This window comes from Limosilactobacillus avium (assembly GCF_947381485.1).
Taxonomy (GTDB): domain Bacteria; phylum Bacillota; class Bacilli; order Lactobacillales; family Lactobacillaceae; genus Limosilactobacillus; species Limosilactobacillus avium.
Genome location: NZ_CANCWN010000019.1, coordinates 1 through 25,253, shown reverse-complemented (window position 1 = coordinate 25,253; position 25,253 = coordinate 1). Strand labels below are relative to the sequence as shown.

Genomic DNA, 25,253 nt, shown 5'->3' with positions numbered 1-25,253 from the left:
GGGGAAATATGAAGAATTATTTTGATGACCTTGCCCAATTAATTGCCGAGTTCTCCCAGGTCTATGCCCGCTATGCCCAAGAGCACCGGCTAAATTTCAATGAACTCCACTTTCTTTACTACATTTATAACCATGACAATCAGGCCCACGCCAACGAGATCAGTAAACGGTGGAGTATCCCCAAACAGACAATCAATTCAATGATTAACAAGTTTCGGGACGCCGCCGTCCTTGCGGTCACTAAGGACCCCACGGATGGGCGTAAACGACTTCTATCATTGACCCCGCGGGGAAAGGAGTTGGTCGGGCCCCTGGTCGACGAATTGACGGCTAGTGAGCTTGCCGTCCAGCAGAAGCACCCGGCTGACTTTGCCCAGCTCTTACCAGCTTTCCAGAAGATTAAGGATGATTTTCGGGACCAGTTAAACCCAGATGATTAAGCAGCCTTTTCGATGCCGCTTTTTTGTGCTATCATTTAGTACGATATCATACTATTTGGGAGAGACCGATATGAAAAATCAGAATTATACCGAAGTCGGTATTGGTAAGTATTCGTGGTCATACATCATTAAATGGTTAATTGTGGTGATGATCGTATACGCACTGTGCGGCGGGCTGCTAGTTACCCATCCCTTTGCCTTTTACACGGTCCGGGGGAGTGCGTTAAACTACTCACGCATCTTCTACTTGCATGGTCTGACCGTGGGCTTTGCGGGAATCACGGGGTTACTGGTTAGCCACGTCTTTAACCTTAGCCAGACTATCAAGAAGATTATCTTTTACCTCACCATTGCCTGTGTCCTGATTGGAGTAACGGGTGGGGAAATTAACCGGTCGATGGTTCACAAGATCACCCTCTGGTACCAGATTCTCAGTATGTTTGCTCTCGACATTATCCTATTGTCACTGGTAATTGGGTTCATCATCCTAAAGGACCGGGCCTTTAAGCGGACCAAGGCCTACTGGATTGCCCTCCTTGCCGCTACCTCAGCCCTGGTTGCGGGGCTGTTCGGCGACCTCGTTGGTTTCATCATGGATTTTGGTAACTGGCCAGGAATTTGTGGATGGTACGCCAACCAGATTGGTTATACCCTGGCGGAATGGCAGGACGCCCTGCTCCGAACCCACTCGGATATGATGGTTGTCTCGGTCCTGTCCCTGCTGATTGCCATCGCGAACTACCGCTTCGGCAGTTACCTGGTGGGGAAGGCGAAGACCGTCCGTAACGTTGGGGAATGGTTCCTCATTATCGGAATTATTCTGACCCTTGCCATTTACCTCGTTTCTGGACTTGGTGGTTCAGGGGTACAGATTCCGCACCTCTTTACTGAAAAGGGCTTTTTCGAACCGCGTGGCCACAGTGTCGCCGGGGTTGACCTGGGTGACTTCGTGATTGGGGTCTTCACCTTTGTTGGGGCCGTCCTCATCACCGGGGCGAGCGCCTTTGGTAAGCACGCTGCCAACCATGAGCTATCACGGACGGCAACGTACACGATTCGGGGAATTTTTACCGCAATGGTCTGCATCTTCTTAGCGGTCGGCGGCCTCGGTTTCTTGGAAGAGTACCGCGCTGACCTGTATAACTCAGACGTGCCAACAACGCCGCGGGGGAACTACGGCTTTATCTTCCGCCTGTTGCACGTGGACGTCTGCCTGTTGCTGTTCCCCGCAATGATGCTCTTGATGCTACTGGCGGAACGGTCACTGAAGGTGCGGGCCAATCGGATCTTCCAGATAATCATCCGGTGGGGGATTATCATCACCTTTATTGGGGCCCTAATTTTTATGCTTGTTAACTACCACTCGTTTGGTCCGGGGACCTGGGTCCTGGCCGCCGGGATCATCATCTTACTGTGCGGAATGGTTTACTACTTAATCAATGACCAACGCAAATTACGCAAATAATACAAAATATCCAGGAGCTATCCTCAACTAGGGGATGGTACCTGGATATTTTGTATATTAGGTGAACACTTTATTCTTGATTAGCCATTAACATTTTATCAATTTAGTTATATACTAAGCTCTGTTGATATTTATACAAAAAAGAAGGGTAATCTTGAATAAAAATACTATTGGAAAAATTAGCCTGATGAGCCTGGTCCTGATGATCTTCTCATCCATTTACGGCTTTAGTAATGCGCAGAACGCCTACTTCCAGATGGGCTATGCCAGTATCATTTGGTATGTCTTAACGGCGTTCCTTTTCTTCGCCCCCTCTTCGCTGATGTTTGCGGAATACGGGGCATCGTTTAAGGATGCTCACGGGGGAATCTTCTCCTGGCTGCGGGGGTCAATTGGTGAAAAACCCGCCTTCATTGGTTCCTTTATTTGGTTGGCGGCCTGGGTTGTCTGGCTGGTTTCTTCTACCCAGTTCTTCCTGGTTTCCGTCTCAACGATGATTTCAGGAACCGATAAGACCCAGACGTGGCACCTCTTTGGCTTGGGTGCTAACGAGACGCTGGGAATTTTGGAAATTGTCTTCCTCTTTGTCGTTACCTTGATTGCTTCACGGGGGATAAACATTATTTCACGGATTGCCTCGATTTGCGGGGTCTTCACCATCGGGATTGCCGTTCTCTTTGTTGTCCTTAGCTTAATTATCTGGTTGATGCAGGGTGGCCACCTGGCGGAACCACTGACTGCTACGGCAATGGTCAAGTCGCCAAATAGCAGCTTTGTTTCACCAATCGCGGTTATTTCCTTCATCGTCTACGCCCTCTTCGCTTACGGGGGGATGGAAACGACGGCCGGCCTGATTGACTCGGTCAAGAAGCCGGAAAAGACCTTCCCACGGGCCGTCATCATCGCCACAATTATGATGACCATCATCTACATCATCACCATCTTCGTCTGTGGGGTGACTGCTAACTGGCACCACCTCCTTGGCAAGTCGAGTGTTAACCTGGCCAACGTTGAATATGTTTTGATTGAAAACATGGGGGTTGTCTTTGGCGCTAAACTCGGATTTAGCCACGCTGGCGCCCTTTTGCTGGGGAAGATTTTTGCTCAGTTTACCGCCTTTACCGATGTCTTTGGGGGCCTGGGTGCGGCCTTTGTAATGACCTACTCGCCAATCAAGTCCTTTATTGAGGGCTGTGATCCGCGGCTCTTACCAAAGAAGTTGACTAAGCTTAATGACGTCCAGATGCCGGCCAACGCAATGTGGTTCCAGGCAATCTTGGTTAGTGCCATCATCCTCTTTATTTCCTTCGGTGGTGACACCGCCGGTAAATTCTACACCGTCCTGACCGATATGATGAATGTTTCCTCGTCGGCACCGTACCTGTTCTTGATTGGGGCCTTTCCGTTCTTCAAGATGAAGAAGGACCTCGACCGGCCGTTTGTCTTCTACAAGAGCATGACGACGACCTGGATTGTCAGCATTGTTGTCTGGCTGGTCGTTGCCATCGGGATCCTCTTTACCTGCATTGAACCAATGCTGGAACACGACTACTCAACCGCATTCTGGACCGCCTTTGGTCCTGTCTTCTTCGGCGTACTCGCCTGGATCTTCTATACCTTGTCTGAAAAGCGGCTACTCTAATAAAACGACGTGCCTGCTTTCTGTTAGCGCCCTGGTGGTGCTGGCGGAAGGCGGGATTTTTTGTTTAAGAAAATCCCCGTAGCCGAAAATCATCCAACTACGGGGAATACATACTTATTCTAAATTAATTAATGCCGGACTTGACCATTCCCGGTGATCTCATACTTGATGGTGGTTAACTGGTTTAACCCCATTGGCCCGCGGGCGTGGAGCTTCTGGGTGCTGATACCAATCTCAGCACCAAAGCCGAACATCCCCCCGTCAGTAAACCGGGTCGAGGCGTTCACGTATACGCAGGCCGAGTTGATTCGCCGCTGGAAGTCCTGGCCACGTGAAAGGCTGTCGGTGATGATCACCTCGGAGTGGTGGGTACTGTGCGCGTTAATGTGAGCAATGGCGTCGTCAAGAGAGTCGACGACCTTTACTGCCATGATTAGGTCATTATATTCGGTATCCCAGTCCGCTACACTTGCCGCCTGTATTGCGGGAACGATTGCCCGGGCGGCCGCGTCACCGCGGAGCTGAACACCATGATCAGTCAGTGCCTTGGCAAGGGTCGGCAGGTACTTTTCCGCTACGTCACGGTGAATTAACAGCTTCTCGGCCGCGTTGCAGACGGACGGGCGCTGGACCTTGGCGTTCACCGTAATGTTGGTGGCCATCTCGAGATTAGCATCCTTATCAACATAAACGTGACAGTTACCGGCCCCGGTTTCAATTACCGGTACGGTCGCGGTTTTGACGACCCGCTGAATTAGGCCGCGGCCCCCCCGGGGAATCAAAACGTCGATGTAGTCAGTAAGGTTCATCATCTCCTGGGCCTGTTCGTGGCTGGTATCCTCCACCAACTGGACGGCATTTTCCGGTAGGCCCTGATCCTTCAAGGACTGCTTCAGGACGTTGACCAGTGCGGTGTTGGTCCGAATTGCTTCCTTACCACCCCGTAAAATCACTGCGTTACCGCTCTTGAAGGTCAGACCAGTGGCGTCGACCGTTACGTTTGGCCGGGCCTCAAAGATGATCCCGATAACACCGAGGGGAACCCGGCGCTGGAGGATCTGGAGGCCATCGGCGGTGATCCAACCCTTGTCGATCTTGGCAGTCGGGTCGGCGAGCTGGGCGACGTTGCGGAGACCATTTGCCATGTCGGTAATGCGCTGGGCGTTAATCATCAGCCGGTCAGTGAACTTCTTTGGCATATCAACTGCGGCCTTCAAATCTTCCTTGTTGGCAGCGATAATCTCATCCTGCTTGGCCTCCAGGGCCGCTGCCATCTTCTCTAAAGCCTGGTTTTTGGTGGCTGTATCTAGCAGGGCAACTTGGTCCGCGGCTGCTTTTGCTTGTTGCCCAATTTTAATTAATTCTGCATCCATTCCTAATTCCTCCTTACTTACCAAAGTGGGTCCCTACTTGGTCGCCGTTTAATACCTTGAAAATAACCCGGGGATCCTTCCCATTACAAAGGACCATCTGTTTGTTGGCCTTCATCATGGTTGTCGCCGCGTGCAGTTTGGTGACCATGCCTCCGGTCCCGAAGCGGGTGCTCGAACCACTGGCCGCCTTTTCTAACTCGGGCGTTACCTCCGCAATCTGGTGAATTGGCTGGGCGTCCTTGTACTTGTGGGGATCCTTGTCGTAAAAGGCGTCGATATCGGAAAGAACAATCAGGAGGTCGGCCCCCATCCGGGTAGCAACCAGGGCAGAGAGTTCGTCGTTATCACTGAAGGTGGTGTGGTGGTCAAGTTCGTCGACCGCTACCGAGTCGTTTTCATTGATGATGGGGATGACGTGGTCGGCTAGCAAAACATTAAGGGTATTTAACACGTGCTGGCGGCTAACCGGGAAGTGTAATACGTCCCTGGTTAATAACAGCTGACCCACCTTGGTTTGGTAGTCAAGAAACCGCTGGGAGTAGATCCGCATTAGTTCGGTCTGGCCAACTGATGCCAGGGCCTGCTGCTGGGCAATTTCGTGGGGCCGTTGGGTCAATCCTTCACTGGCCAGGCCAACACCCATTGCCCCGGACGAAACGAGGGTAACTTCGTAGCCCTGGTGGTTAAGCGTTGATAAGACAAAGGCCAATGAATCGATGGCCTTCAGGTTTGTTTGGCCGTTAGGGAGGATCAGGCTACTGGTCCCAATCTTGACAACGACTCGTTTTACATTCTCTAGCATCATGGTCATCCTTTCTAAAACAAAAGCACGCCTTAATCGAGACACCAGTGACGGCGTTACCATTCTCGTTTAAAGACGTGCTTTACTCTTTTTTAATTGATTATTAACCTGTTAAATTATAGCTTGGATTCGGCTTAACGGTGCGGTTGCTTACAGCCAGTGACAACCACTCTCTGGGACCTTCCTACTATGACTATGTCCCTAGTTTATATTCTTTATGAAAGCATTGTCAAGAGAAAAATTGGAAAACGATGAGAAAGTTAGGCTGCTGCTGTTTGACTGGCCGCCTGCTTAGGGGCCTTGATGAACATCCCCGTAACGATTGAAAGAATCGTAACCAGGAACGGAAAGAAGGCCCACGGGATAAACTGCAGTGGGTTGATCTGCAGGGTCCCCGCAATGAAGACGCCGGAAACACTCCATGGAACGATGGCGTTGACGGCGGCCCCGGCATCGTTAAGGATCCGGGTCAAGAACTTCCGCTTCAGGCCTAAGTTATCAAAGGCGTGCAGGAAGGATTGACCAGGCAGGATGATTGCCAGGTAGTGTTCACCCACGGTCAGGTTGACCCCGATACAAGTGATGGCGGTGGCCAGGGTTACCCGGCCGGGCGTCTTCACGATCCCGGACAGGTGGTTAATGATGGCGTTGATGATGTTAAACTTGATGAGCAAACCACCGAGGGCCAGGGCGAAGATGATCAAGGCTAGTGAGGTCAGCATACTTGCAATCCCACCCTTAGAAAGCAGGGTGTCAATGGTCTTGTCACCCGTGTGGGAAACGTAACCCATCATGATTGTCTTGGTAATCGTGGTGATGCTAGTGGTTGGGGCGTGGAACCAGCCCAGTGCTGCTGCAAAGAGGGAACCAAGACCCAGTGAAGGAATGGCGGGAACTTGCAGAATCGCCAGAACGATCAGGAGGAGGACCGGCAGGAGGGCCCAACCGGAAATCCAGAAGCCGTTGGCCAGGCCGTGCATCATCTTGTGGACAGCAGAGAGACTAACGTTGTGGGAGTTCAACCCTAAAACGGTGTAGAGGACGACACAGATTGCCCAGGCTGGAATATCAGTGATCATCAGTGCCCGCATGTGTTCGTAGATGCTGATCTTACCAACACTAGCGGCCAGGTTGGTGGTCCCGGACAGTGGTGAAATGTTGGATCCGCAGAAGGCACCGGAAACGATCACGCCGGCAGTTAAGCCAGGGTTGATCTTCAAGGTTGCCCCAATCCCAATGAAGGCAATTCCCATTGTGGAAACCGTGGTGAAGGAGCTTCCGCAGGCCACCCCGACCAGGGTACAAACGATGAAGACCGTTGGCAGGAAGAACTTAACCGAGATGATTTCAAACCCGAAGTACATGATCGTGGGGATGGTCCCCGAGAAAATCCAGGTCGCAATCAGGACACCAATGGACAGGAAAATGATCAGCGGGTCAACCCCGGCGCGGAGCCCTTCCCGCATCCCGTCCATAACGGTGTTCCATTTGAACCCCCGTAGACGGCCGTATACAGCCAGCAGGGTGAAGGCGATGAACAGGGGCGCTTGTGGTTCTTGTTGCTTAAAGATAATCAGGTAACCGAGGATACACAAAATAGCAATTAAGACGATAAGACTCTCACCAAAACTAAAGGTGGGTTCTGGATGATTATTTTTCTTTAATGAATTCATAATTCTTCTTCCTCCGCAAATAGGTAGTAAACAAAAAACACCAACTGGAATCAGGGCGTTTGCTCAATCCAGTTGGTGATATTAACCGAAAATAATTGCTCGAAAAAAGAGCTTCACCTTTACTAGATTGATGGCACCTAGCAAAGGGCTCACAAAATACAGCTCTGCTGGTGCGAACGTCCTTGTCCGCACCAAAGTACAGACATTAGACTAGGTAATAAGCATAGCCGTAATAATACTTGTTAGCAGTGTTTTGTGAGTGTTGAATCATTATTGCTCTTTCCTTTCGTAATTTGTTGTTGCCATTATTAAAACATTCTCATTTTAATTTGTCAATCTCTAATTTTAAATTTATTGAATTATCTGGTGATAGCAATTTATTGCCTAATTGCTACAGTTTTAACTAATTGCCTCCCACCGTGGCGATTAAATAGTGGTATAGTAGACATATAAACAACAGAAAGTGGGGAAAGAAAATGGCTAAGTACACTGTTGAACTGACAGAAGAAGATCTGCAAATGATTAAGGACTGCCATTCCAAGAACCCTTCAATTATGAAGGCAATGGAAAACGCAAAGAAAGAAAACTAGTTACTCTTTTTTCTTTCTGGGCCGCTACTGGTGAGTCACTTGCCAGTGGCGGCCTTTTTTCACTGGTGGTTGTGAATATTTGAATAAGGAAAGAAGGTTGTGGATATGTCACTAGTAGATATTTTAATTGCCCTGGTGCCGGCGTTTGGCCTTGGGTTCCAGGTTATCAGTATGCAACTGATTGGTGGTAAGTACACGAACAAGGTAATGGGGATGGCGATTGTCACCCTGATTGTCGGGATTGCCGTTTACTTAATTAAGCAACCGGTACTAACACCGGCCCTGTGGATTGGCTCGGCCCTCAGTGGGATTGGTTTCTGTATCGGGATCATCCTGCAGGTAAAGAGTTTCTCCCTCGTTGGGGTAACGATGACGATGCCAATCTCGGTTGGTGAGCAGTTAGTCGGGACCGCCCTTGTTGGGGCAATCTGTTTCCATGAATGGACGTCAGTTAACCAGTGGCTCCTCGGAATTGGGGCCCTGATCCTGATTGTCGGTGGGATTGCCATGACGGCCTACCATGAGAAGAGCGAGCAGGGGAGCAACGTAAAAAAGGGAATGCTTTACCTCCTGATTTCTTCCCTCGGCTTCGTTGCTTACGCGTCCTTCCCGACAGCATTCAAGCTTAGCGGCTGGGACGTTGTTTTCCCGCAAGCGGTCGCTATCTTCGTCGCCATGGTTATCCTGTGTGCGTTTGAAAAGAATAACCAGATGTTTGGCGTTAAGACCTGGCAGAACATGGCAACCGGTGCCTGCTTTGCCATCGCTAACCTCGGAATTATCTTTTCTAACCAGATTAACGGGGTGGCAGTTGGTTACACCATTTCACAGTTAAACGTTATTATTTCAACCCTTGGTGGCCTCTGGATCCTGCACGAGTCTAAGACATCGAAGGAAACCAAGTTCACCATCGCGGGTGTTATCTTGGTTGTTGCCGGTGGTATCATGATTGGGATTACCAAGTAAAATAGCAATTATTCTTTATTATAAAAAGCAAGCGGTTCTCACGTCGGAAAACGTCTGGGCCGCTTGCTTTTTACTTACTGATTTTCTTAGGAACAAACTTCAGAACACAGAGGTAAATGATGATTGCAAAGCCCAACATTAAAACAAAGGCGTGACTGGTTCCCATGGCAGTCGCTGCCGGTGTCTTGCCAACACCAACCTGACTCTTGGCGACGATCATGGCAACTAGTGAGGTTCCCATTGAACCGGCAAACTGCTGGAGGGTGTTGAGAATGGCATTCCCCTGTGGCGACTGCGCACCTGACAACGTTGAAAGGGCGGAAGTCATAACCGTCCCCATCAGCATCCCCATTCCAGCCATGTAAAGGCAGTAAACAAGGGTAATAAAGGCGTTATTCAATTGCCGGGCCATGATGGTGAAGGCCAGAATGGCAACGAGCATCAGGGTGATTCCCGCAACCACCGGCCGCTTCGGACCATGGGTATCGAGCAGGCGTCCACCAACTGGTGCAAAGATAGCACCCAGGAAACCGGCCGGCATCACGATGAGGCCAGCAATTAAGGCAGTATTGTGGTTGACCAGCTGGATGTATTTGGCAACAGGAAGGCAAAACCAAGTGAGCACATCTGGGTCAGAAAGAAGATCAGGACGTGGCCAGCAAAACGGTGGTTGCCAAAGAGACGGAAGTCAAGGACCGGCTGGCTGATGTGCAGTGACCGCCAGGCGAGCAGGGCCATGGCAATCAGGCCGAGGAGAATCATTCCACCGCTGGTTAAACTAAACAGTGGGGTGGCAGAAAGGTTGCTGAAGCCAACGACCAGGCCGGTGAACATCACCGCAATCAGCAGGCAACTGATAAAGTCGAAATGTTGCCGCTCGACCGTTGACTTCTGGAGGATTCCCCAGCAGCCGGCAATTAGTGAGAAGGCCAGGAAGGGGAGGAGGATGATAAAGATCCACCGCCACCCCAGACTAGAAACGATGATTCCCCCAAAGGTCGGACCGATCGCCGGGGCAATCCCGGTGATGAGGTTACCGAAGCCCATCATCATGCCGATCTTTTGCCGGGGGACCTGTTCCATAATAATGTTAAACATTAAGGGGAGGGCAATCCCGGTGCCAATCCCCTGAATTGCCCGACCAAGCAGGAGCAGGGGAAAGCTCTGCGCCAGGGCGTCAATTGTGACCCCAATGATAAAGAGGAGGTTGGCGGTCACGAAGATTTTCTTGGTCGGGAAGCTCCTCTTCAAGAGGGCCGAAAGGGGCACAATGATGGCGACAACTAGTAGGTAGATGGACGTCATCCACTGAACGATATTAGTTGTCACGTTGAATTCTTCCATTAGTTTGGGAAAGGAGATGTTCATTGCCGTCTCAACAATGACCCCACAGAAGGACATCAGGCCGGTCGCAACGATGGCAGCAATGACCTTACGAGGGATTTTTACGGATTCTTGCATTAAGAGGCCTCCTAAGTAAAGTGAATTAACGTGAAGCATTATATTGAGTGATTATTAACTCGTCAAGGCAAAAATGAATAAACGATAACAAACCGTTGCTTTTCATTTGAATTTGATTAAAATTAAAAATAATAACTTAAGAAGCACTGAGGAGAATGTCGCGGGAATCTTAGTTTCAGTGATACCTAACAACGGGGTAATAAGGTTAGAATGCCAATATCTTAGGTGGTGATGAACCCAAAATTGCTTGTTCCCCTTAGCCGCAATATTTGCACCTGAACATTAGAAAAAGTCTCATAAACATAGAAAGGTGATTATGTTATGCGTGTAAAAGCAACTGATGAACGTACGTACCTAGAAACGGTCTTTGATAAGTTAGGTTTTTCCGAACAGGATGGTCACTTGCTGGCCGACACCCTGGTGGACGCGGACCTGCGGGGTATCTCCTCCCACGGGATTCAACGGTTAGCCTGGTACCGGCGGATGATTAAGGACGGGACAATTGTGCCGACTAAGCAGCCTAAGGTCCTCCGTGAACTGCCGGGTTCCGTGCTCGTCGATGCTAACCAAAACATGGGGCAAATTGCCGCCCACCTGGCAATGAACAAGGTAATCGAGAAGGCTAAGAAGGTCGGTGTCGGCATTGGGGTTGTCCGTAACTCTAACCACTTTGGAATTGCTGGCTACTACGCCCGCCAGGCACTGCATGCGGGCCTGGTCGGGATTGCCCTGACCAATACCCGGCCCCTGGTAGTGCCGACAAACGCCACGCAGGCATTTCTTGGCTCCAACGCCTTTGCCTTTGGCTTCCCAGCTAGCCCCCACCCGTTCATGTTTGATGGGGCCACGGCCGCAGTAGCCGGTGGTAAGATCCAGGTTGCCGATAAGAAGGGCCAGGAACTGCCAGGCGAATGGGTCGTTGATAAGAACCGCAAAGTTGTTAAGGACCCAAAGGAAGCTGAAGATATCCTGGCTACGGCGGCCTTTAGTGAGGGCCCACAAAGGGGTGGCGGTCTGGTCACCCTTGGCGGTAACAAGGAAGTTAACGCCAACTACAAGGGAATGGGTAACTCAATCGTCGTTGAACTGCTGACGGGAATTCTGGCCCAGGGTTCGATTTCGGCCGACACAGTCAAGGGCAAGCACGACTTCAGTCAATTCCTCTTTGCCTTTGACCCAGCCTTCTTTGGTGACCCGGAGACCTTGAAGAAAGACGCTACGGCAATGTTAGACCGGATTCGGGGACTGGAACACGTTCCTGGCAAACAGACCTGGGTTCCTGGTGACCGTGAATACCGTTACCTGAAGGAAAACCAGCAAAACGGGGTAGCGGTCGACGATAAGACCTACGAAGAAATTACCGCAATCGGTAAGGAGCTCGGCGTTGATGTTCCCCAAGCCATCTAAGTATGCCCTGACGGTATGGTGAATAATAAAATCAAAGTATTACCCTTCTGCTCACTAATTGGGTACAATTATAGGTAAACAGAAGGGAGACTTGGACAATGAAAAAAGCATTCTTTGCAAGTAAGGGTCAAATGGAACTGAAGGACGTTGACAAGCCAACGGTTCAGAAGCCAGATGACGTAATCATTAAGGTGTTACGGGCATGTGTTTGTGGCTCCGACCTGTGGAACTTCCGGGGGATCAACCCGGTAGAAGCCCACTCCGAAAACTCCAGCCACGAGGCAATCGGGGTCGTTGAAGAAGTCGGTGACGATATCACCACGGTTAAGCCGGGCGACTTCGTAATTGCCCCATTTACCCACGGTTGCGGACAGTGTGCTGCTTGTCAGGCCGGCTTTGACGGTTCCTGTCAGGCACACACTGATAACTTCTCGTCTGGGGTCCAGGCTGAATACATCCGCTTCCAACACGGTCAATGGGCACTGGTAAAGATCCCTGGCAAGCCCGAAGACTACAGTGAGGGGATGAAGAAGTCCCTCCTGACCCTGGCTGACGTCATGGCCACTGGTTACCATGCTGCCCGGGTTGCCAATGTTGGTGCCGGTGACACGGTTGTCGTAATGGGCGACGGTGCGGTTGGCCTGTGTGCCATCATCGCTGCCAAGATGCGGGGCGCTAAGAAGATTATCTCCACCAGCCGCCACGCCGACCGACAAGCCCTCGCCAAGGAATTCGGTGCCACCGATAACGTTGCCGTTCGTGGTGACGAGGCGGTTAAAGCCATTATGGACCTGACGAACGGTGCTGGTGCTGACGCGGTCCTTGAATGTGTCGGGACTGAGCAGTCTACGGATACGGCAATGAAGGTTGGTCGTCCCGGCGCGATTGTTGGCCGGGTTGGCCTGCCACACACGCCAAAGCAGGACATGACGACGCCATTCTACAAGAACACCATTGTGGCTGGGGGCCCAGCTTCCGTCACTACTTATGACAAGGAAGCCCTTCTCAAGGCCGTCCTTGACGGTGAAATTAACCCCGGCAAGGTCTTCACGAAGGAATTTAGCCTGGACCAGATTCAAGCCGCTTACGAGGCAATGGACCAACGTCAGGCAATCAAGTCTTACCTGGTAATGGATTAGTATTAATTAAAGACAGTCTCGCTGAAAAATGCGAGGCTGTTTTTATATTGAATGGAGCGTAAGTGGTCAGCAAAGTTAGTGAAATTACGAACAAAAATCAGAAATACCAAATTAAAATTTCTATTTTCTTGTTTTCACTTATATCACGAAAAGTGAAATTTAACTAATGAGGGCTCACGGCATCTTCTTATACAACAAAGCATAAAATTTTTTATTTCGTATTGCTTACAATCGGTTAACAAGCGTGTCCCTAAAAGATATTATTTACTTGTAGATAAATAGGTATATGTAGTAAAGAAATCATCAGGACACATCTCATAATAGAATCGGTAAAAATGACTTCAATACTTATGCAAAGAGAAGCGCGGTGCACTGCCAGCATCGCGCTTCTTTTTGTTATCGGTAGTTAAATTTACAGTATTACCTAATTTTTAAATTAAAAAGTTCTAAAATTGCCATTGAGTAGCTAATATTAATAATTAGCAAAAAATATTTTATTAACTAGGGAAGTTCAATCATGGGGAAAATATCGTTCATAATTGTAATGTTTGCTGCACTGATTATCCCAATCGTGATGGCACGGTTTAAGATTACTAATGTGCCAACCGCGGTGGCGGAAATTATTACCGGGATTATTCTTGGCAAGAGTGTCTTTAACATCGTTATTCAGACGGAGTCACTTCAGATGATGTCAACACTTGGGGTAATGATGCTGATGTTTTTATCGGGGATGGAGATTAACTTTGACCTGTTCAAAAAGGACCCGACCAAGAAGAAGGACAAGGGCTCGTCACCGCTTAATATTGCGGTAACGGCCTTCGTCGTTGTTTTGATTTGTTCGGTCGTCTTAGCCGGAGTCCTTCAGGTAACGGGACTCTTTCCTGACATGTTGTTTGCCGTTTTACTATTTTCAACCATTGCTCTGGGGGTCGTCATTCCGACACTCAAGGAGAAGGATATCTTGAACCAGCCGGCGGGCCAAACCCTGATGTTGACGGCGGTCCTTGGTGAAGTCGTTCCAATGATGGCCCTGACGATTTACGCATCGGTTAACGGTGGTAATGCCGGCCGCCTGTGGCTGATCGTCCTCCTCTTTGTTGCCGCAATCTTCCTACTGCGGCGTTTTAAGAAGCCGTTTATCTGGTTTAACCAGATTTCAAAGGCGACGACCCAGTTGGATATCCGTCTGGCCTTTTTCCTAATCTTCACGCTGGTTGCGGTTGCCGATGACGTGGGGGCCGAAAACATCCTGGGGGCCTTTTTGGCCGGGATGGTTATGAAACTCTTGGAACCCGCAGAAGCAACTGAAAAGAAGCTGACATCAATTGGCTATGGCTTTCTGATTCCATTCTTCTTCATCATGACCGGGGTCAAACTCGACCTGCGGAGCCTGTTTGCCGACCCACACGGTTTAACCTTAATTCCGGTTCTGGTGCTGTGCTTTATCCTGGCCAAGCTGCCGACCCTTTTTGTCTTCCGGCGGTCGTTTACAAAGAAGAACGCCTTTGCCGGGGGATTCTTAATGGTCACGACGATTACCTTAGTTTTGCCAGCCCTGCAAGTGGCCCAGAACCTGCACACCATCACGGCACTGCAGTCGGATGCCTTTGTCCTGGCGGCCCTGATTGCCTGTGTACTGGGACCAATCGGCTTTAACTCCCTTTACCACTTATCGGATGCCGATCGGGTTAAGGAACGGGTCGTTATCTTAGGGGCCAACGTAGCAACTATTCCAGTGACCCGGCAACTGTCCAAGAACTGGTATGACATCCGCGTGGCCACCGACCTCAAGGATAACTACCAGACATACCGGAATAAGGTTGCCAATTTAACTTTCTTACCGAAAATTGACGTTGACAGCCTGAAGAAGGGGCACTACTTTGATACTGACTTGATGGTTGTGGCCTTTGAAGATAGCGATAAGAATGCTCGCCTAGCGCAAATTGCCAAGGACCAGGGAGTTAACCGGGTAATTGCTGCTCAGGGGAATCCAGACCAGGGGAACGGACAGTTCGATAAACTACGGGCCCAGGGAATTGAAGTTTACAACCCGTTTAACGTCAATATCAGTGTGCTGCGGACGATGATTGAAACACCAGTGGTCTTAAACATGCTGCGGAATACGGAGGACGAATTCTTCACCGCCACTGTCAGGGCTGCCAAGTATGTCGGTCAGCCCCTAGCCGCCCTGCCTTCAGTTAACAAGGTTACGGTCAGCAAGATCTTCCGGCACGGGCAGACAATTTCGCCGGATGAGGGGACCGTCCTTGAAGAAGGGGACCAACTTTTCTTCGCTGGCCCGCGGAATATCGCCGAAAAACTGCAGTCGGCCCTTAAGTAGAACCGATTTTTTGAATATTGCCGGCTTTTAACGTATAGCAAAATTGCGGAATGTGATACAATGGATAATGTGCTATGGCCCGGTAGCTGATTGGGCCATCAAAAACGTTCTGGCAGTAACCGCTGCGGCTGGCGGCGGGCCAGATGCAATAATCTATATTAATGAAGGTGTTTTAAGATGATTCAAACAATCGATTTGAAAAAAGGCATGGTTTTTGAACGTGGCGGCAAGCTGTTAAAGGTTTTGCAAATCAACCACCACAAGCCAGGTAAGGGTAACACTTTGATGCAAATGGACATCCAAGACGTACGGACTGGTTCCATTGTGCACACGACGATGCGGCCATCCGAAAAGGTTGAACAAGTCAACGTTGACAAGCGGAACGCGCAATACCTTTACGACGAAGGTGACTCCGCTGTCTTCATGGACCTGGAAACTTACGACCAATACACCCTGACTCACGAACAACTGGGTGACGACCGTAACTACCTGGTTGAAAACATGAACATCACTCTGAACTTTGTTAACGGCGACATCATCGGTGTTGAATTACCAACCACTGTTGAAATGACCGTTGCCCAAACTGAACCAATGATCAAGGGTGCTACCATCGATGGTGGTGGTAAGCCTGCTACCATGAGCACTGGCTTAGTTGTTAACGTTCCAGCCTTCATCAAGACTGGTGACAAGCTGATCATCAACACCACTGATGGCAGTTACAAGTCCCGTGCCTAATAATTGATTTTAACTAAAGCCCCGCGGTCGTGATTTCGACTGCGGGGCTTTTTTGTTTACTGGTATTTAGGTGTATATTAGGAGAGAAAATAATTAGTGGGGGAAGTACATTGAAAAGTAGAAAGTTAAGCTTAGCTTTAGTAGCGGGGGTCGCCCTCCTGCTCGCTGGTTGTGGTGCCCATTCCAACGGCAGCAGCCAGCAGAGTTCATCGTCCAGCCTGATTGCGGCAAAGACAAACGATAAGGTTGATAAGGATAACCAGTCACCACAGCAATCGGTTGCGGTAATCACTGCTTATGCTGGTAATAAGTACGGCAATAAGTGGGCTTCAACTGCTAAGTCAGCCCAACAGAAGGGCCTGCAGGTGAATCTTTTCCGGACGAGTAAGTACCAGCTGAGTGACAATGGCCAGGGCGTGGTCTACAACGTGACCGTTAACGGTCAGCCAAGTGGCCTGGTATACACGCTAAAGGGAAGTAACGTTACCATTTACGAAAATGCGGACACGGGTCAGGCCAAGAAGCTGGGCACGGTTAGTCGTTCTGCAATGGTCGACTACCTGAACGACAATGGCCAGGGACAGTTGGTCAATAACCTTTCTAAGGGGGCTAAGGTAGTCGACAAGACGAACGGTGGCTTGACGAGTCCCAGCGCAGATAATGCAGGGACGGGTACGAGTGCCCAGACTGGTAAGTACGGTAATAAGGGCCCGGTCAACGTGCCAAGCGAGATGCAGGGGACTTGGTACACCGCTGACGACGATAGCGACGGGACGGTTACCTTTGGCAGCCATACCTTCCGTTACAGTGACTCGGATGGTGGTAGTACTGAGTCATTATACAAGCAGGATGACTCCTTCTTGGATGATGACAGCAACACAACCAATAAGGCGGTGATGGACGCCACGAAGGATTGGGCCCGGGCAACCTTTGTTAACGCCAAGGGGATGAACTGGCTTTGCATCCACGGGTGGACCCAAACCGCTGGTGCCGGGACCTACTTTGCTGTTCACGATGAAACCATCAACGGTAAGCAGGTCAAGGTCCTGGTTGAGGCCGGCGGTGCTGACCTCCACGTCGATGCGGTATATTACCAGAGTCAGGACATGGCCAAGCAGCAAGCAGATACGCAGTATGATGATTTAGACTACATGAATTAACCCATATGAAAAGGCCAGTCAGGCGGTTGGGTATTGACTGGCCTTTTTGTTCCCAGAAGCTCGGTCATTAATGGCCGAGTAGTTCACGTTAGATAAATAGGGACATGAATAAGACAACAAGAAGGCCAACTACTGAAGTAACGCAAGTCAGTACGCTCCAGGTTGCTAGGGCTTCTTTCAAGCTTAAGCCAAAGTATTCTTTAACCATCCAAAAACCGGCGCCATTAACGTGATCACCAAAAGTTGAACCGGCACCAACGGCAAGCACCATGAGGATTGGGCTGATACCTGTTCCGGCGACTAGTGGGGCAACAAGTCCTGCACCGGTAAGAGCAGCCACGGTGGTTGAGCCAAGGCAAAAATGAAGTAGGGCTGGAATTAACCAGGCTGCGATTAGTGGTGAGATGTTGGAATGGATAAATAGTGCTGAAATATCGTTGGCCACTCCACCGGTAACCAGAACTTGCTTAAAAGCACCAGCACCACCGATGATAAGGAGCATCATTGCAATCTGCTTGATGGCATTTTCCATTGATTGGCCAATTCTTTTCATTCTTGTTCCTCGTCTAATTCCCAGTGTGAAGACGGCAATCAGTAGTGAAATGATCATTGCAACATCAGGCTCACCAATAAACTGTAAAATAATACTGATAATATTAGAGTTAGGTAGAATATATTTGGTAACAGTAGCGATAATGATTAGAATTATTGGCATAGTTGCCGTTAAAATGCTAGTAGTAAAGCTTGGAAGTTGGTCTTTAATACGTGGCTGATGGATCGTGCCAAGAACTTCGATTTTAACGTTTTTTCGATACACACTCGGATAAATTTTCATTAGTAGGTGGTTGTAGAGGGGCCCTGCAATGATAACCACTGGAATGGCACACAACAGTCCAATTAAAAGCACGTGACCAAGTGAAGCGTGCAAAATGCTGGCAACCGCTACCGGTGACGGATGAGGGGGGAGAAATGCGTGTGCTACGTTTAAGGAAACGGCCATTGGCAATGCAAGGTAGAGAAAGGAGAGGTCTAGCTCAATGGCAACCGCATAAATGATTGGTAGAAGAATGACTAAGCCAACTTCAAAGAACATTGCTAGTCCGATAATAAAAGATGTCAGAACAACGGCAATTTCGATATACTTACGACCAAAGTGTTTGGTAAAGGTATCGGCAATCTTAAAACCAGCACCAGAATCAGAAATTAGCTGACCAAGCATGGCACCAAGGCCAAAGATAATTGCTAAGTGGCCGACCTGATCACCAATCCCTTTTTCAATTACAGTTGGTAACTTTGTCCAGGGAATCCCAAGAAAGAGACCAACTAATAATGAAACAAATGTGTTTAGACGGAATTTAATAATGAGTAGGAATAACAGTACCACCCCTATTAGCATTACTAGAATTGCCATGTCGAATCCTCCAATCGGCTTGTGTAATAGTTAACAAACTTTATTTTTAGTATAGTGAAAGAATAGATATGGCCACAGTCACATCTGGTTCTCCTGATGAACAAAATACGAAAGGGGGTTAACGACTGACAACTGGTTTAGTTCCCCTGATGAACCAAAAGGGCCGTTTATTTGTGAAAAATATAACTATAATGTAACTATGGATTGTTAAAACGAGTTTATGAGAGGAGACAGACATGGAAGTTAACGTAGTAAAAATGCGGCCGGAAGATAATGTCGCAATTGCACTGCATGAATTGCAACCAGGTGAGGTCGCTCTGGGTAAAGTTACCGCAAATACTAAAATCCCTCAGGCACACAAGGTAGCACTTGTTGATATTCCAAAAGGGGAACCGGTAATGCGGTACGGTGTTGTCCTTGGATACGCTAAGGATGATATTAAGGCTGGTGATTGGGTAAACGAAAATTCACTAATATTACCACCGTCAACGGATCTTCAAGAATTAAAGAAAGAATACGGGAAGAACATTAAGAGTCTTGATGAACTTCCGCAACCGAAGCGGACAACGTGGATGGGTTACAGTGTCCCAGGGTGTAAGTATGCCGGAACACGGAATATCTTAGGAATCATGACAACCGTTCAATGTGTTGCAGGAATTTGCCAACGTGCGGTGGATCGTCTAAAAAAGGAAGTTCTGCCTAAGTATCCAAACGTTGATGATATTGTATTAATTCGTCACGGCTATGGTTGTGGGGTTGCTATCAATGCCAAAGAAGCGCGGGTACCAATCCGTGAGCTGCGGAATATTATGAAAAATCCGAACTTTGGTGGCCAAATTATGATGGTCGGCCTCGGATGTGAAAAGTTACAACCGGAGATGCTGGTAGATAAGGACCAGGTTAATGATGATAATTTCATGCTTCTCCAAAATTACCGTGGCTTCCCAGCAATGATTGATGCCATCATGGAAATGGCAGAGAAGAAGTTAAAGGTCTTAAATCAGCGGAAGCGGACAGAACAACCACTCTCCAAGTTGAATGTTGGTTTCCAATGTGGTGGGTCAGACGCTTTCTCCGGGGTTACTGGGAACACCAGCGCCGGCTATGCTTCTGATCTGATTGTTGCTGGCGGTGGAACTACTATGTTTTCCGAAGTTAGTGAAGTTCGTGATGGGGTTCAGTTTATTGCCCGTCGTATTCCAGACCAGCCAAACTGTAATAAGTTAATTAAGGAAATGTCATGGTATGATAACTACCTGGCTGCTGGTGGAGTTGACCGTTCTGCTAACCCAACTCCAGGTAACCGGAAAGGTGGCCTTTCAACAATTGTTGAGAAGTCAATGGGATCAATTGCTAAGTCTGGTTCGGCACCGATTGCTGAAGTTATTTCTGCTGGTTCTATTCCTACAAAACATGGTCTTATCTTTAACGCTACACCAGCTGGTGACTTTGTTGTTGGACCAATGCAACTAGCTTCTGGAATGGGGCTAGAAGTCTTTGTTACCGGCCGGGGAACACCGTATAACCTTGAAGCTGCACCAGTTATCAAGGTCTGCACCCGTACAGATTTGAAAGAGTTCTGGCAAGACTTGATTGACATTAATGCCGGAACCATTGCTACTGGTGAAAAGACAGTTGAAGAAGTTGGAACGGAACTCTTTAACTATATTCTTGACGTTGCCAGTGGCGAAAAGAAGAGTGTTGCAGAATCACTTCAACTCTACAATGATATGGTTTTGTTCAACCCAGCACCAATGTCATAATTGATAATGAATAACATAATAGAATAGGTTGTATCGCTAGGCGAATCATGTACGAATTCTTCATATAATTAAAGTTCCTAATGTTCATTTCTTGAATATTAGGAACTTTTTTATACTTGCCCTTGAGATGTTAATCACATGATCGGAGAATCTTGAAGCATATTTACGGCGAATTTCGGTTCTTGTGGTGAATTGATTGTGACTGTGAAATCGTGAAAAGTATCACTATGATAAAGACAGTTAGAAAAAGCTTTCTCTACTAAATTAAATTTGAATTATTTAATAATACAGAGTTTAGGGGGATAACTATGAAGATTACAAGTATTGATGTAATGAAGATTCCTTCTCCAGACGTTAGCTTCAGCGGCAATGGTGGTGGTTCAACGGAAGAATGGTCACCTATTATCGTGCGTATTAACACTGACGAGGGGATTTCTGGGTTTGGTGAGGCTGGCCTTGCTTACGGAAAAGGCTGGCGCGCTGGCTATGGAATGGTCCAGGATTTTGCACGAACCATTATTGGTGATGATCCGATGAATATTGAGGCAATTTGGGATAAGCTCCAACGAACTACTTACTGGGGAATTGCTGGGGGAGTTGTACCAAACGCTGCAATTAGTGCAATTGATATTGCCCTGTGGGACATTAAGGGGAAATATTATAAAACACCGGTTTATCAACTTCTTGGTGGAAAGACAAATGATCATTTACGTGCTTATGCTAGTCAGTTGCAATACAACTGGGGTGAGGCACCAGATCCGAAGTTACCAAAGCTTTCAACACCAGCCGAATATGCTGATGTTGCGCGGCGAGTTAAGGCAGAAGGATTCACTGCCCTTAAGTTTGACCCAATCATGTGGGGGGATGATCCGAAGAAGCCTTGGAACACAAAGGGCCCACTCAATCACCGGGAAATCCAAATTGCTTATGACCGGGTGAAGGCAATTCGGGACGCAGTTGGTCCGGACTTTGATATTATTATCGATATGCACGCCAATACTGATACAACAGCGGCAATTGAATATGCCCATGCCTTTGAGCCACTGCACATCTTGTACTACGAAGAACCGGTTGACCCGATGAATCCTAACTTCTACAAGATTGTTCGGGAAAACATGCCGGCCGACATGGCCATCGCTGGTGGTGAACGGACCTTCACCCGGTGGGGCTTCCGACAGATGCTAGAAGACCGGTCAATTGATATTGTTCAACCAGACTTGACCTTGGCTGGTGGAATTACTGAAACCAAGAAGATCTGTGATATGGCTTACACTTACGACATTAACGCGCAGGTTCATGTTTGTGGTTCACCAATCGCAATCGCGGCGGCATTGCAGGTTGAGGCGGTTATCCCGAACTTCTACATTCACGAAGTTTACCAACGGGCAATGTACACGAAAGACCGGGCCGCAGCGGTTTATGATGACTTGATTCCGGTTAATGGTCAGGTGAAGGTACCCGACCGGCCAGGAATTGGGCAAGAGCTTAAACCGGACATTATTAAGCAGAGTTTAGTGGAAACAATCGACTAATTTTTGAGGAGGAAAAGTCATGGAAGATAAGTTTTTACTTGGTGGATATACCGCTGATAGTTACACTGGTGGTAAGCATAATTCTTCAGAAGGAATCTATGTTGCTAATCTGGATACTGACAAGGGTAAAATTACTGATATTAATTTGGTAACAAAACTTGAGAACCCAGCATTCTTTAACTACTCTATTAAGGACCATAAGATTGCAGTTGTTATGACGAAGAATGATGAAACCGGTGGCGTTGGTATCATTGACTTTGACCCGCAAACGGGCAAGGGTAAGTTGATTTCTGAATCAATGCTTGACCAGTCCGTGAAGGGGAGTTATGAGGCCTATAACTACTTTGACCACTTATACTACTGGAATGAATTAAAATACACGGTGCCATCCTATGTCTACCTTGATGATAAGCGGAAGATGGTCTTCGCTGCTAATTACAATACCAATGCTATTCTGACTTGGAAGCTTGATGACAATTACCAATTTGTTACTGCCCATCGTTACCCAATTGAAGGCCGGGGCCCTAAGGCGGTTCAGGATGCTGCCCACATCCACTTTACCCGGTTACTACCTGATGGTCGGTTGATTGTCTGCTCCCTAGGTGCTGATAAGTTACTGGTTTACGATGTCAATGATGATGCTAGTTTAACGCAAGTTTCTGAATACCATACAGAGGCGGGATTTGGCCCACGGCAACTAGCATTTAATAAGAACACTAATAACTATGTTTATGTGCTGAACGAAGTTGGCAGTCGGACGGCGGTTGTAAAGTATAACCCCGCAACCGGGACACTGAGCCGGATTGCAAGTTATTCTAATATTCCTGAAGGGTTTGCTGGCCACAATCAATCTGCCGGAATTAGAGTTTCTGCAGATGGAAAATTTGTTTACTCCTCTAATCGTGGTCATAACTCGCTAGCTGTTTACCGGGTTCTTGATGGTGGAGCCCATCTTGAAAAAATTCAAACAATCAAAACGAATGGCGTTTCACCACGTGATTTTGATTTGAGCAAGAATGGCGACTTTATGCTAGTTGCTAATCAGATGCCACACGAGTTAATTCTCTTTAAGCGTGACCCTGAAACCGGGTACCTATCTGTTGCTCAGGAGGGAATTAAGCATGATGCCTGTGTTCGGGTACTTGAAGCAACTGATTTCTTTGCATAATTTTTATAGATATTAACCAAAAAGCTAACCAGATTTTCCTGGCTAGCTTTTTTTGAAAACGGGCAAGGAAACACGTCAAGGTAGCGAACCAGCGTAAAGACTATTTACATAAATTGACAACAACTTTAGTTAAGCAGTTCGACGTAATCGTCATTGAAGATTTGAAAGCCAAAAACCTTCAGAAAAATCATCGCCTAACTAAGGCCATTACGAATGCTAGTTGGTATCAGTTTCGCATTATGCTGGCATATAAATGTGCCTGGTATGGTAAGAAATTAGTAACTGTTAAACCGAACTATACCAGTCAAATTTGTAGCTACTGTGGTTACCATAGCGGACCAAAGCCGTTACAAATTCGTGAATGGACTTGCCCAAACTGTGGTGCCCATCACGACCGCGATATTAATGCGGCAGTTAATATCTTGCATCAAGGATTAAAAGCTATTGGCTAGGGACTAGCCATGGTAAAAGAGTGGAGTTCTGTAAGTTAGGTATCCTGAATACAGGTATAATATCCTAAATACTACTCCGTGTTCCCAGAAGCGCGGTTATTAATGGCCGAGTAGTTCACAGTTACTTGATCATGTTTAAGACGGTTATCCAAAATGGGAGAATAATGATAGAGGAGATATTGGAGACCATTGAGCACTTAGTAGTAGTTTTGGGGAAGTTATGATAGTTAATTGAATAGGCAACAGGAATAGTTGAAGTGGGTGAAGTCATGAGTAGGGTCGCAGTAGCAATTGCTGTCGTACTAATTGCAAGCAAGTGCATATGCTGACCTAGTAATAAGATAAGCAGACAAAATAGGGGTACTAGAACTGATTTAACAACTGCATAATACCAAGCTATTTTGTCTAGAATAATTTGTTTGAAAGGGAGGTTACCAAGAGTACAGCCAATTATTAGCCATGATAACGGTGCTGTAAGGTCCGCCAGGTACTTAAGTGGTCGATAGAGCCATGGTGCTGTAAGGTCGATTCGATAGAAAGCGACACTCTGATGGTTGACTAAAATCTGTGGAGCCTCATTTTGTAGTAACCAACAGCAAAGGCCAAGAAGGGTAGCAATAACGATTGGATTGACGAAAATCTTCCGAATAGTTCCCTATTTAAGTTGTCGATGTGCCATCACCATATAAACATAGGTATAGAGCAAGAGCCGGTAGGCAATATTGAAAAGCGAGGCACAGACAATCCCCTTGGCCCCATATATCGCTCCCGCAATTGGCAGCCCAAAGATGGTAGTAGAACCGAAAGTGGTGATAATACCAAACACCCTTCTTTGACTTTGCTGATGGACAAAGGGGTAAAGCCAGGGAGTTATGAATAAAAGACCGATATAGAGAATAAATCCCCACATAATAATTATGACGCCTTCGCGAAGAAGGTGAGTATCTAGGGGTTGCAAAAAAGCAATAAAAGAAAGTGCGGGAACGGATAATGTCAAAATTAATTTAGTGAGTTGATGTTCCAACTCGCTAGTAAAAATTCCTTGCAGTGTTAAGAAATAACCGGCGAGGATGATAATGATAACCGCGGCAACAGTACCAGTAATCTGGTTATTATGTAAGACAGTTAGAAAGCTATTGGTGATGTTCATTTATAAAAACTCCTAACTAATAGAAAAGCCGCAATCGCAAAATGCGATTACGACTAAAAATCGAGTTCAAGACAGATTAGAAATCAGCAACAAATAAATGGTAAAACCATAAAGAACTAGTATTGCGACAGCTGCTGCAGTATTTACCCAAATAAGGTTAAGCGAATTTTTAATACTCTTTTTCTTTCCTAAAAACAACGCCACTAACTTATTACTGACAACTATTACTATCTTTGCCTCTCGCTGCATAGTTTAAGGTACTTAAAAGAGGACTAAAGTTTGAATTGCCTAACAATTAACTGTGTACTTTTAAGCATTCAAGCTTTATACCAAAATTATATGTTGATCAATCGATAAAGAAAAGTAGTGATTCGTTCTCCAGGTGAAGTATTAGTTCACTTAATCATTACAGAACTATGTTAAAATCTACATTAATAGTGTAATGGAGAGCGAATTAAGGTGGGACATAATGGAAATTGGTCGGTTAAAAACATTTTTAATTATTGTGGCAGATTGCAAGAAATAACTTGAACGAATTTAATGACGTAGATTAAGCAGGAAGATCTCGATTGGTGTATGCCAA

At 47.4% G+C, this 25,253-nt stretch carries 16 protein-coding genes and 3 pseudogenes; 13 read left to right on the top strand and 6 right to left on the bottom strand.

Features of this window, described 5'->3' with window-relative positions; all coding sequences use genetic code 11:
• Positions 1 to 8 precede the first annotated feature (8 nt).
• The 3 genes from QOS01_RS06960 to yjeM all read left to right on the top strand — a co-directional run bounded on the left by QOS01_RS06960 (position 9) and on the right by yjeM (position 3,547).
• Positions 9 to 440, top strand: coding sequence for a MarR family winged helix-turn-helix transcriptional regulator (locus QOS01_RS06960; protein WP_283621695.1), 432 nt, complete (start codon positions 9 to 11; stop codon positions 438 to 440).
• A gap of 70 nt (positions 441 to 510) precedes the next feature.
• Positions 511 to 1,905, top strand: coding sequence for a hypothetical protein (locus QOS01_RS06955; RefSeq protein WP_283621694.1), 1,395 nt, complete (start codon positions 511 to 513; stop codon positions 1,903 to 1,905).
• Between the two features lie 154 nt (positions 1,906 to 2,059).
• Entirely contained in the window at positions 2,060 to 3,547 is a 1,488-nt protein-coding gene (yjeM, locus tag QOS01_RS06950; protein ID WP_283621693.1) for a glutamate/gamma-aminobutyrate family transporter YjeM, read from the top strand.
• A 128-nt stretch (positions 3,548 to 3,675) separates the two neighbouring features.
• Here the strand turns inward: yjeM and QOS01_RS06945 are convergent, their stop codons facing one another.
• The 3 genes from QOS01_RS06945 to QOS01_RS06935 all read right to left on the bottom strand — a co-directional run bounded on the left by QOS01_RS06945 (position 3,676) and on the right by QOS01_RS06935 (position 7,395).
• Positions 3,676 to 4,920, bottom strand: coding sequence for a glutamate-5-semialdehyde dehydrogenase (locus tag QOS01_RS06945; RefSeq protein WP_283621692.1), 1,245 nt, complete (start codon positions 4,918 to 4,920; stop codon positions 3,676 to 3,678).
• A gap of 13 nt (positions 4,921 to 4,933) precedes the next feature.
• Entirely contained in the window at positions 4,934 to 5,722 is a 789-nt protein-coding gene (proB, locus tag QOS01_RS06940; RefSeq protein ID WP_283621691.1) for a glutamate 5-kinase, read from the bottom strand.
• 260 nt (positions 5,723 to 5,982) lie between these two features.
• A complete protein-coding gene (locus tag QOS01_RS06935) occupies positions 5,983 to 7,395 on the bottom strand; it encodes a Na+/H+ antiporter NhaC family protein (RefSeq protein WP_283621690.1) in 1,413 nt (470 codons plus the stop codon).
• Positions 7,396 to 8,090: 695 nt separating this feature from the next.
• On the opposite strand from QOS01_RS06935, the gene QOS01_RS06930 reads away from it, so the two are divergent.
• Positions 8,091 to 8,951 (top strand): GRP family sugar transporter, encoded by an 861-nt coding sequence (locus tag QOS01_RS06930; protein WP_283621689.1) that lies wholly within the window; start codon positions 8,091 to 8,093, stop codon positions 8,949 to 8,951.
• A 70-nt stretch (positions 8,952 to 9,021) separates the two neighbouring features.
• On the opposite strand, the pseudogene QOS01_RS06925 reads toward QOS01_RS06930, so the two are convergent.
• Positions 9,022 to 10,412, bottom strand: a pseudogene (locus tag QOS01_RS06925) (MFS transporter).
• A 321-nt stretch (positions 10,413 to 10,733) separates the two neighbouring features.
• On the opposite strand from QOS01_RS06925, the gene QOS01_RS06920 reads away from it, so the two are divergent.
• The 5 genes from QOS01_RS06920 to QOS01_RS06900 all read left to right on the top strand — a co-directional run bounded on the left by QOS01_RS06920 (position 10,734) and on the right by QOS01_RS06900 (position 17,194).
• Positions 10,734 to 11,819: an Ldh family oxidoreductase gene (locus QOS01_RS06920; protein WP_283621688.1), complete on the top strand. Its 1,086-nt coding sequence runs from the start codon at positions 10,734 to 10,736 to the stop codon at positions 11,817 to 11,819.
• 98 nt (positions 11,820 to 11,917) lie between these two features.
• Entirely contained in the window at positions 11,918 to 12,958 is a 1,041-nt protein-coding gene (locus QOS01_RS06915; protein WP_283621687.1) for a zinc-binding dehydrogenase, read from the top strand.
• Between the two features lie 517 nt (positions 12,959 to 13,475).
• On the top strand, positions 13,476 to 15,299 hold the full coding sequence (locus QOS01_RS06910; protein WP_283621686.1) for a cation:proton antiporter domain-containing protein: 1,824 nt from the start codon (positions 13,476 to 13,478) through the stop codon (positions 15,297 to 15,299).
• Positions 15,300 to 15,476: 177 nt separating this feature from the next.
• A complete protein-coding gene (efp, locus tag QOS01_RS06905; RefSeq protein ID WP_283621685.1) occupies positions 15,477 to 16,034 on the top strand; it encodes an elongation factor P in 558 nt (185 codons plus the stop codon).
• A gap of 110 nt (positions 16,035 to 16,144) precedes the next feature.
• Entirely contained in the window at positions 16,145 to 17,194 is a 1,050-nt protein-coding gene (locus tag QOS01_RS06900; protein ID WP_283621684.1) for a hypothetical protein, read from the top strand.
• An 88-nt stretch (positions 17,195 to 17,282) separates the two neighbouring features.
• Here QOS01_RS06900 and QOS01_RS06895 read toward each other — a convergent pair whose 3' ends face one another.
• Positions 17,283 to 18,605: a gluconate:H+ symporter gene (locus QOS01_RS06895; protein WP_283621683.1), complete on the bottom strand. Its 1,323-nt coding sequence runs from the start codon at positions 18,603 to 18,605 to the stop codon at positions 17,283 to 17,285.
• Between the two features lie 236 nt (positions 18,606 to 18,841).
• Between QOS01_RS06895 and QOS01_RS06890 the strand changes: the two genes are divergently transcribed.
• The 4 genes and pseudogenes from QOS01_RS06890 to QOS01_RS06875 all read left to right on the top strand — a co-directional run.
• Positions 18,842 to 20,368, top strand: coding sequence for a UxaA family hydrolase (locus QOS01_RS06890; protein WP_283621682.1), 1,527 nt, complete (start codon positions 18,842 to 18,844; stop codon positions 20,366 to 20,368).
• Between the two features lie 308 nt (positions 20,369 to 20,676).
• Entirely contained in the window at positions 20,677 to 21,900 is a 1,224-nt protein-coding gene (locus tag QOS01_RS06885) for a mandelate racemase/muconate lactonizing enzyme family protein (protein ID WP_283621681.1), read from the top strand.
• Between the two features lie 19 nt (positions 21,901 to 21,919).
• Positions 21,920 to 23,068 (top strand): lactonase family protein, encoded by a 1,149-nt coding sequence (locus tag QOS01_RS06880; protein WP_283621680.1) that lies wholly within the window; start codon positions 21,920 to 21,922, stop codon positions 23,066 to 23,068.
• Positions 23,069 to 23,127: 59 nt separating this feature from the next.
• Positions 23,128 to 23,520: pseudogene (locus QOS01_RS06875) on the top strand (RNA-guided endonuclease TnpB family protein); the annotation flags it as partial.
• A 121-nt stretch (positions 23,521 to 23,641) separates the two neighbouring features.
• Here QOS01_RS06875 and QOS01_RS10795 read toward each other — a convergent pair.
• A pseudogene (locus tag QOS01_RS10795) lies at positions 23,642 to 24,670 on the bottom strand (AEC family transporter).
• Positions 24,671 to 25,253: the final 583 nt, after the last annotated feature.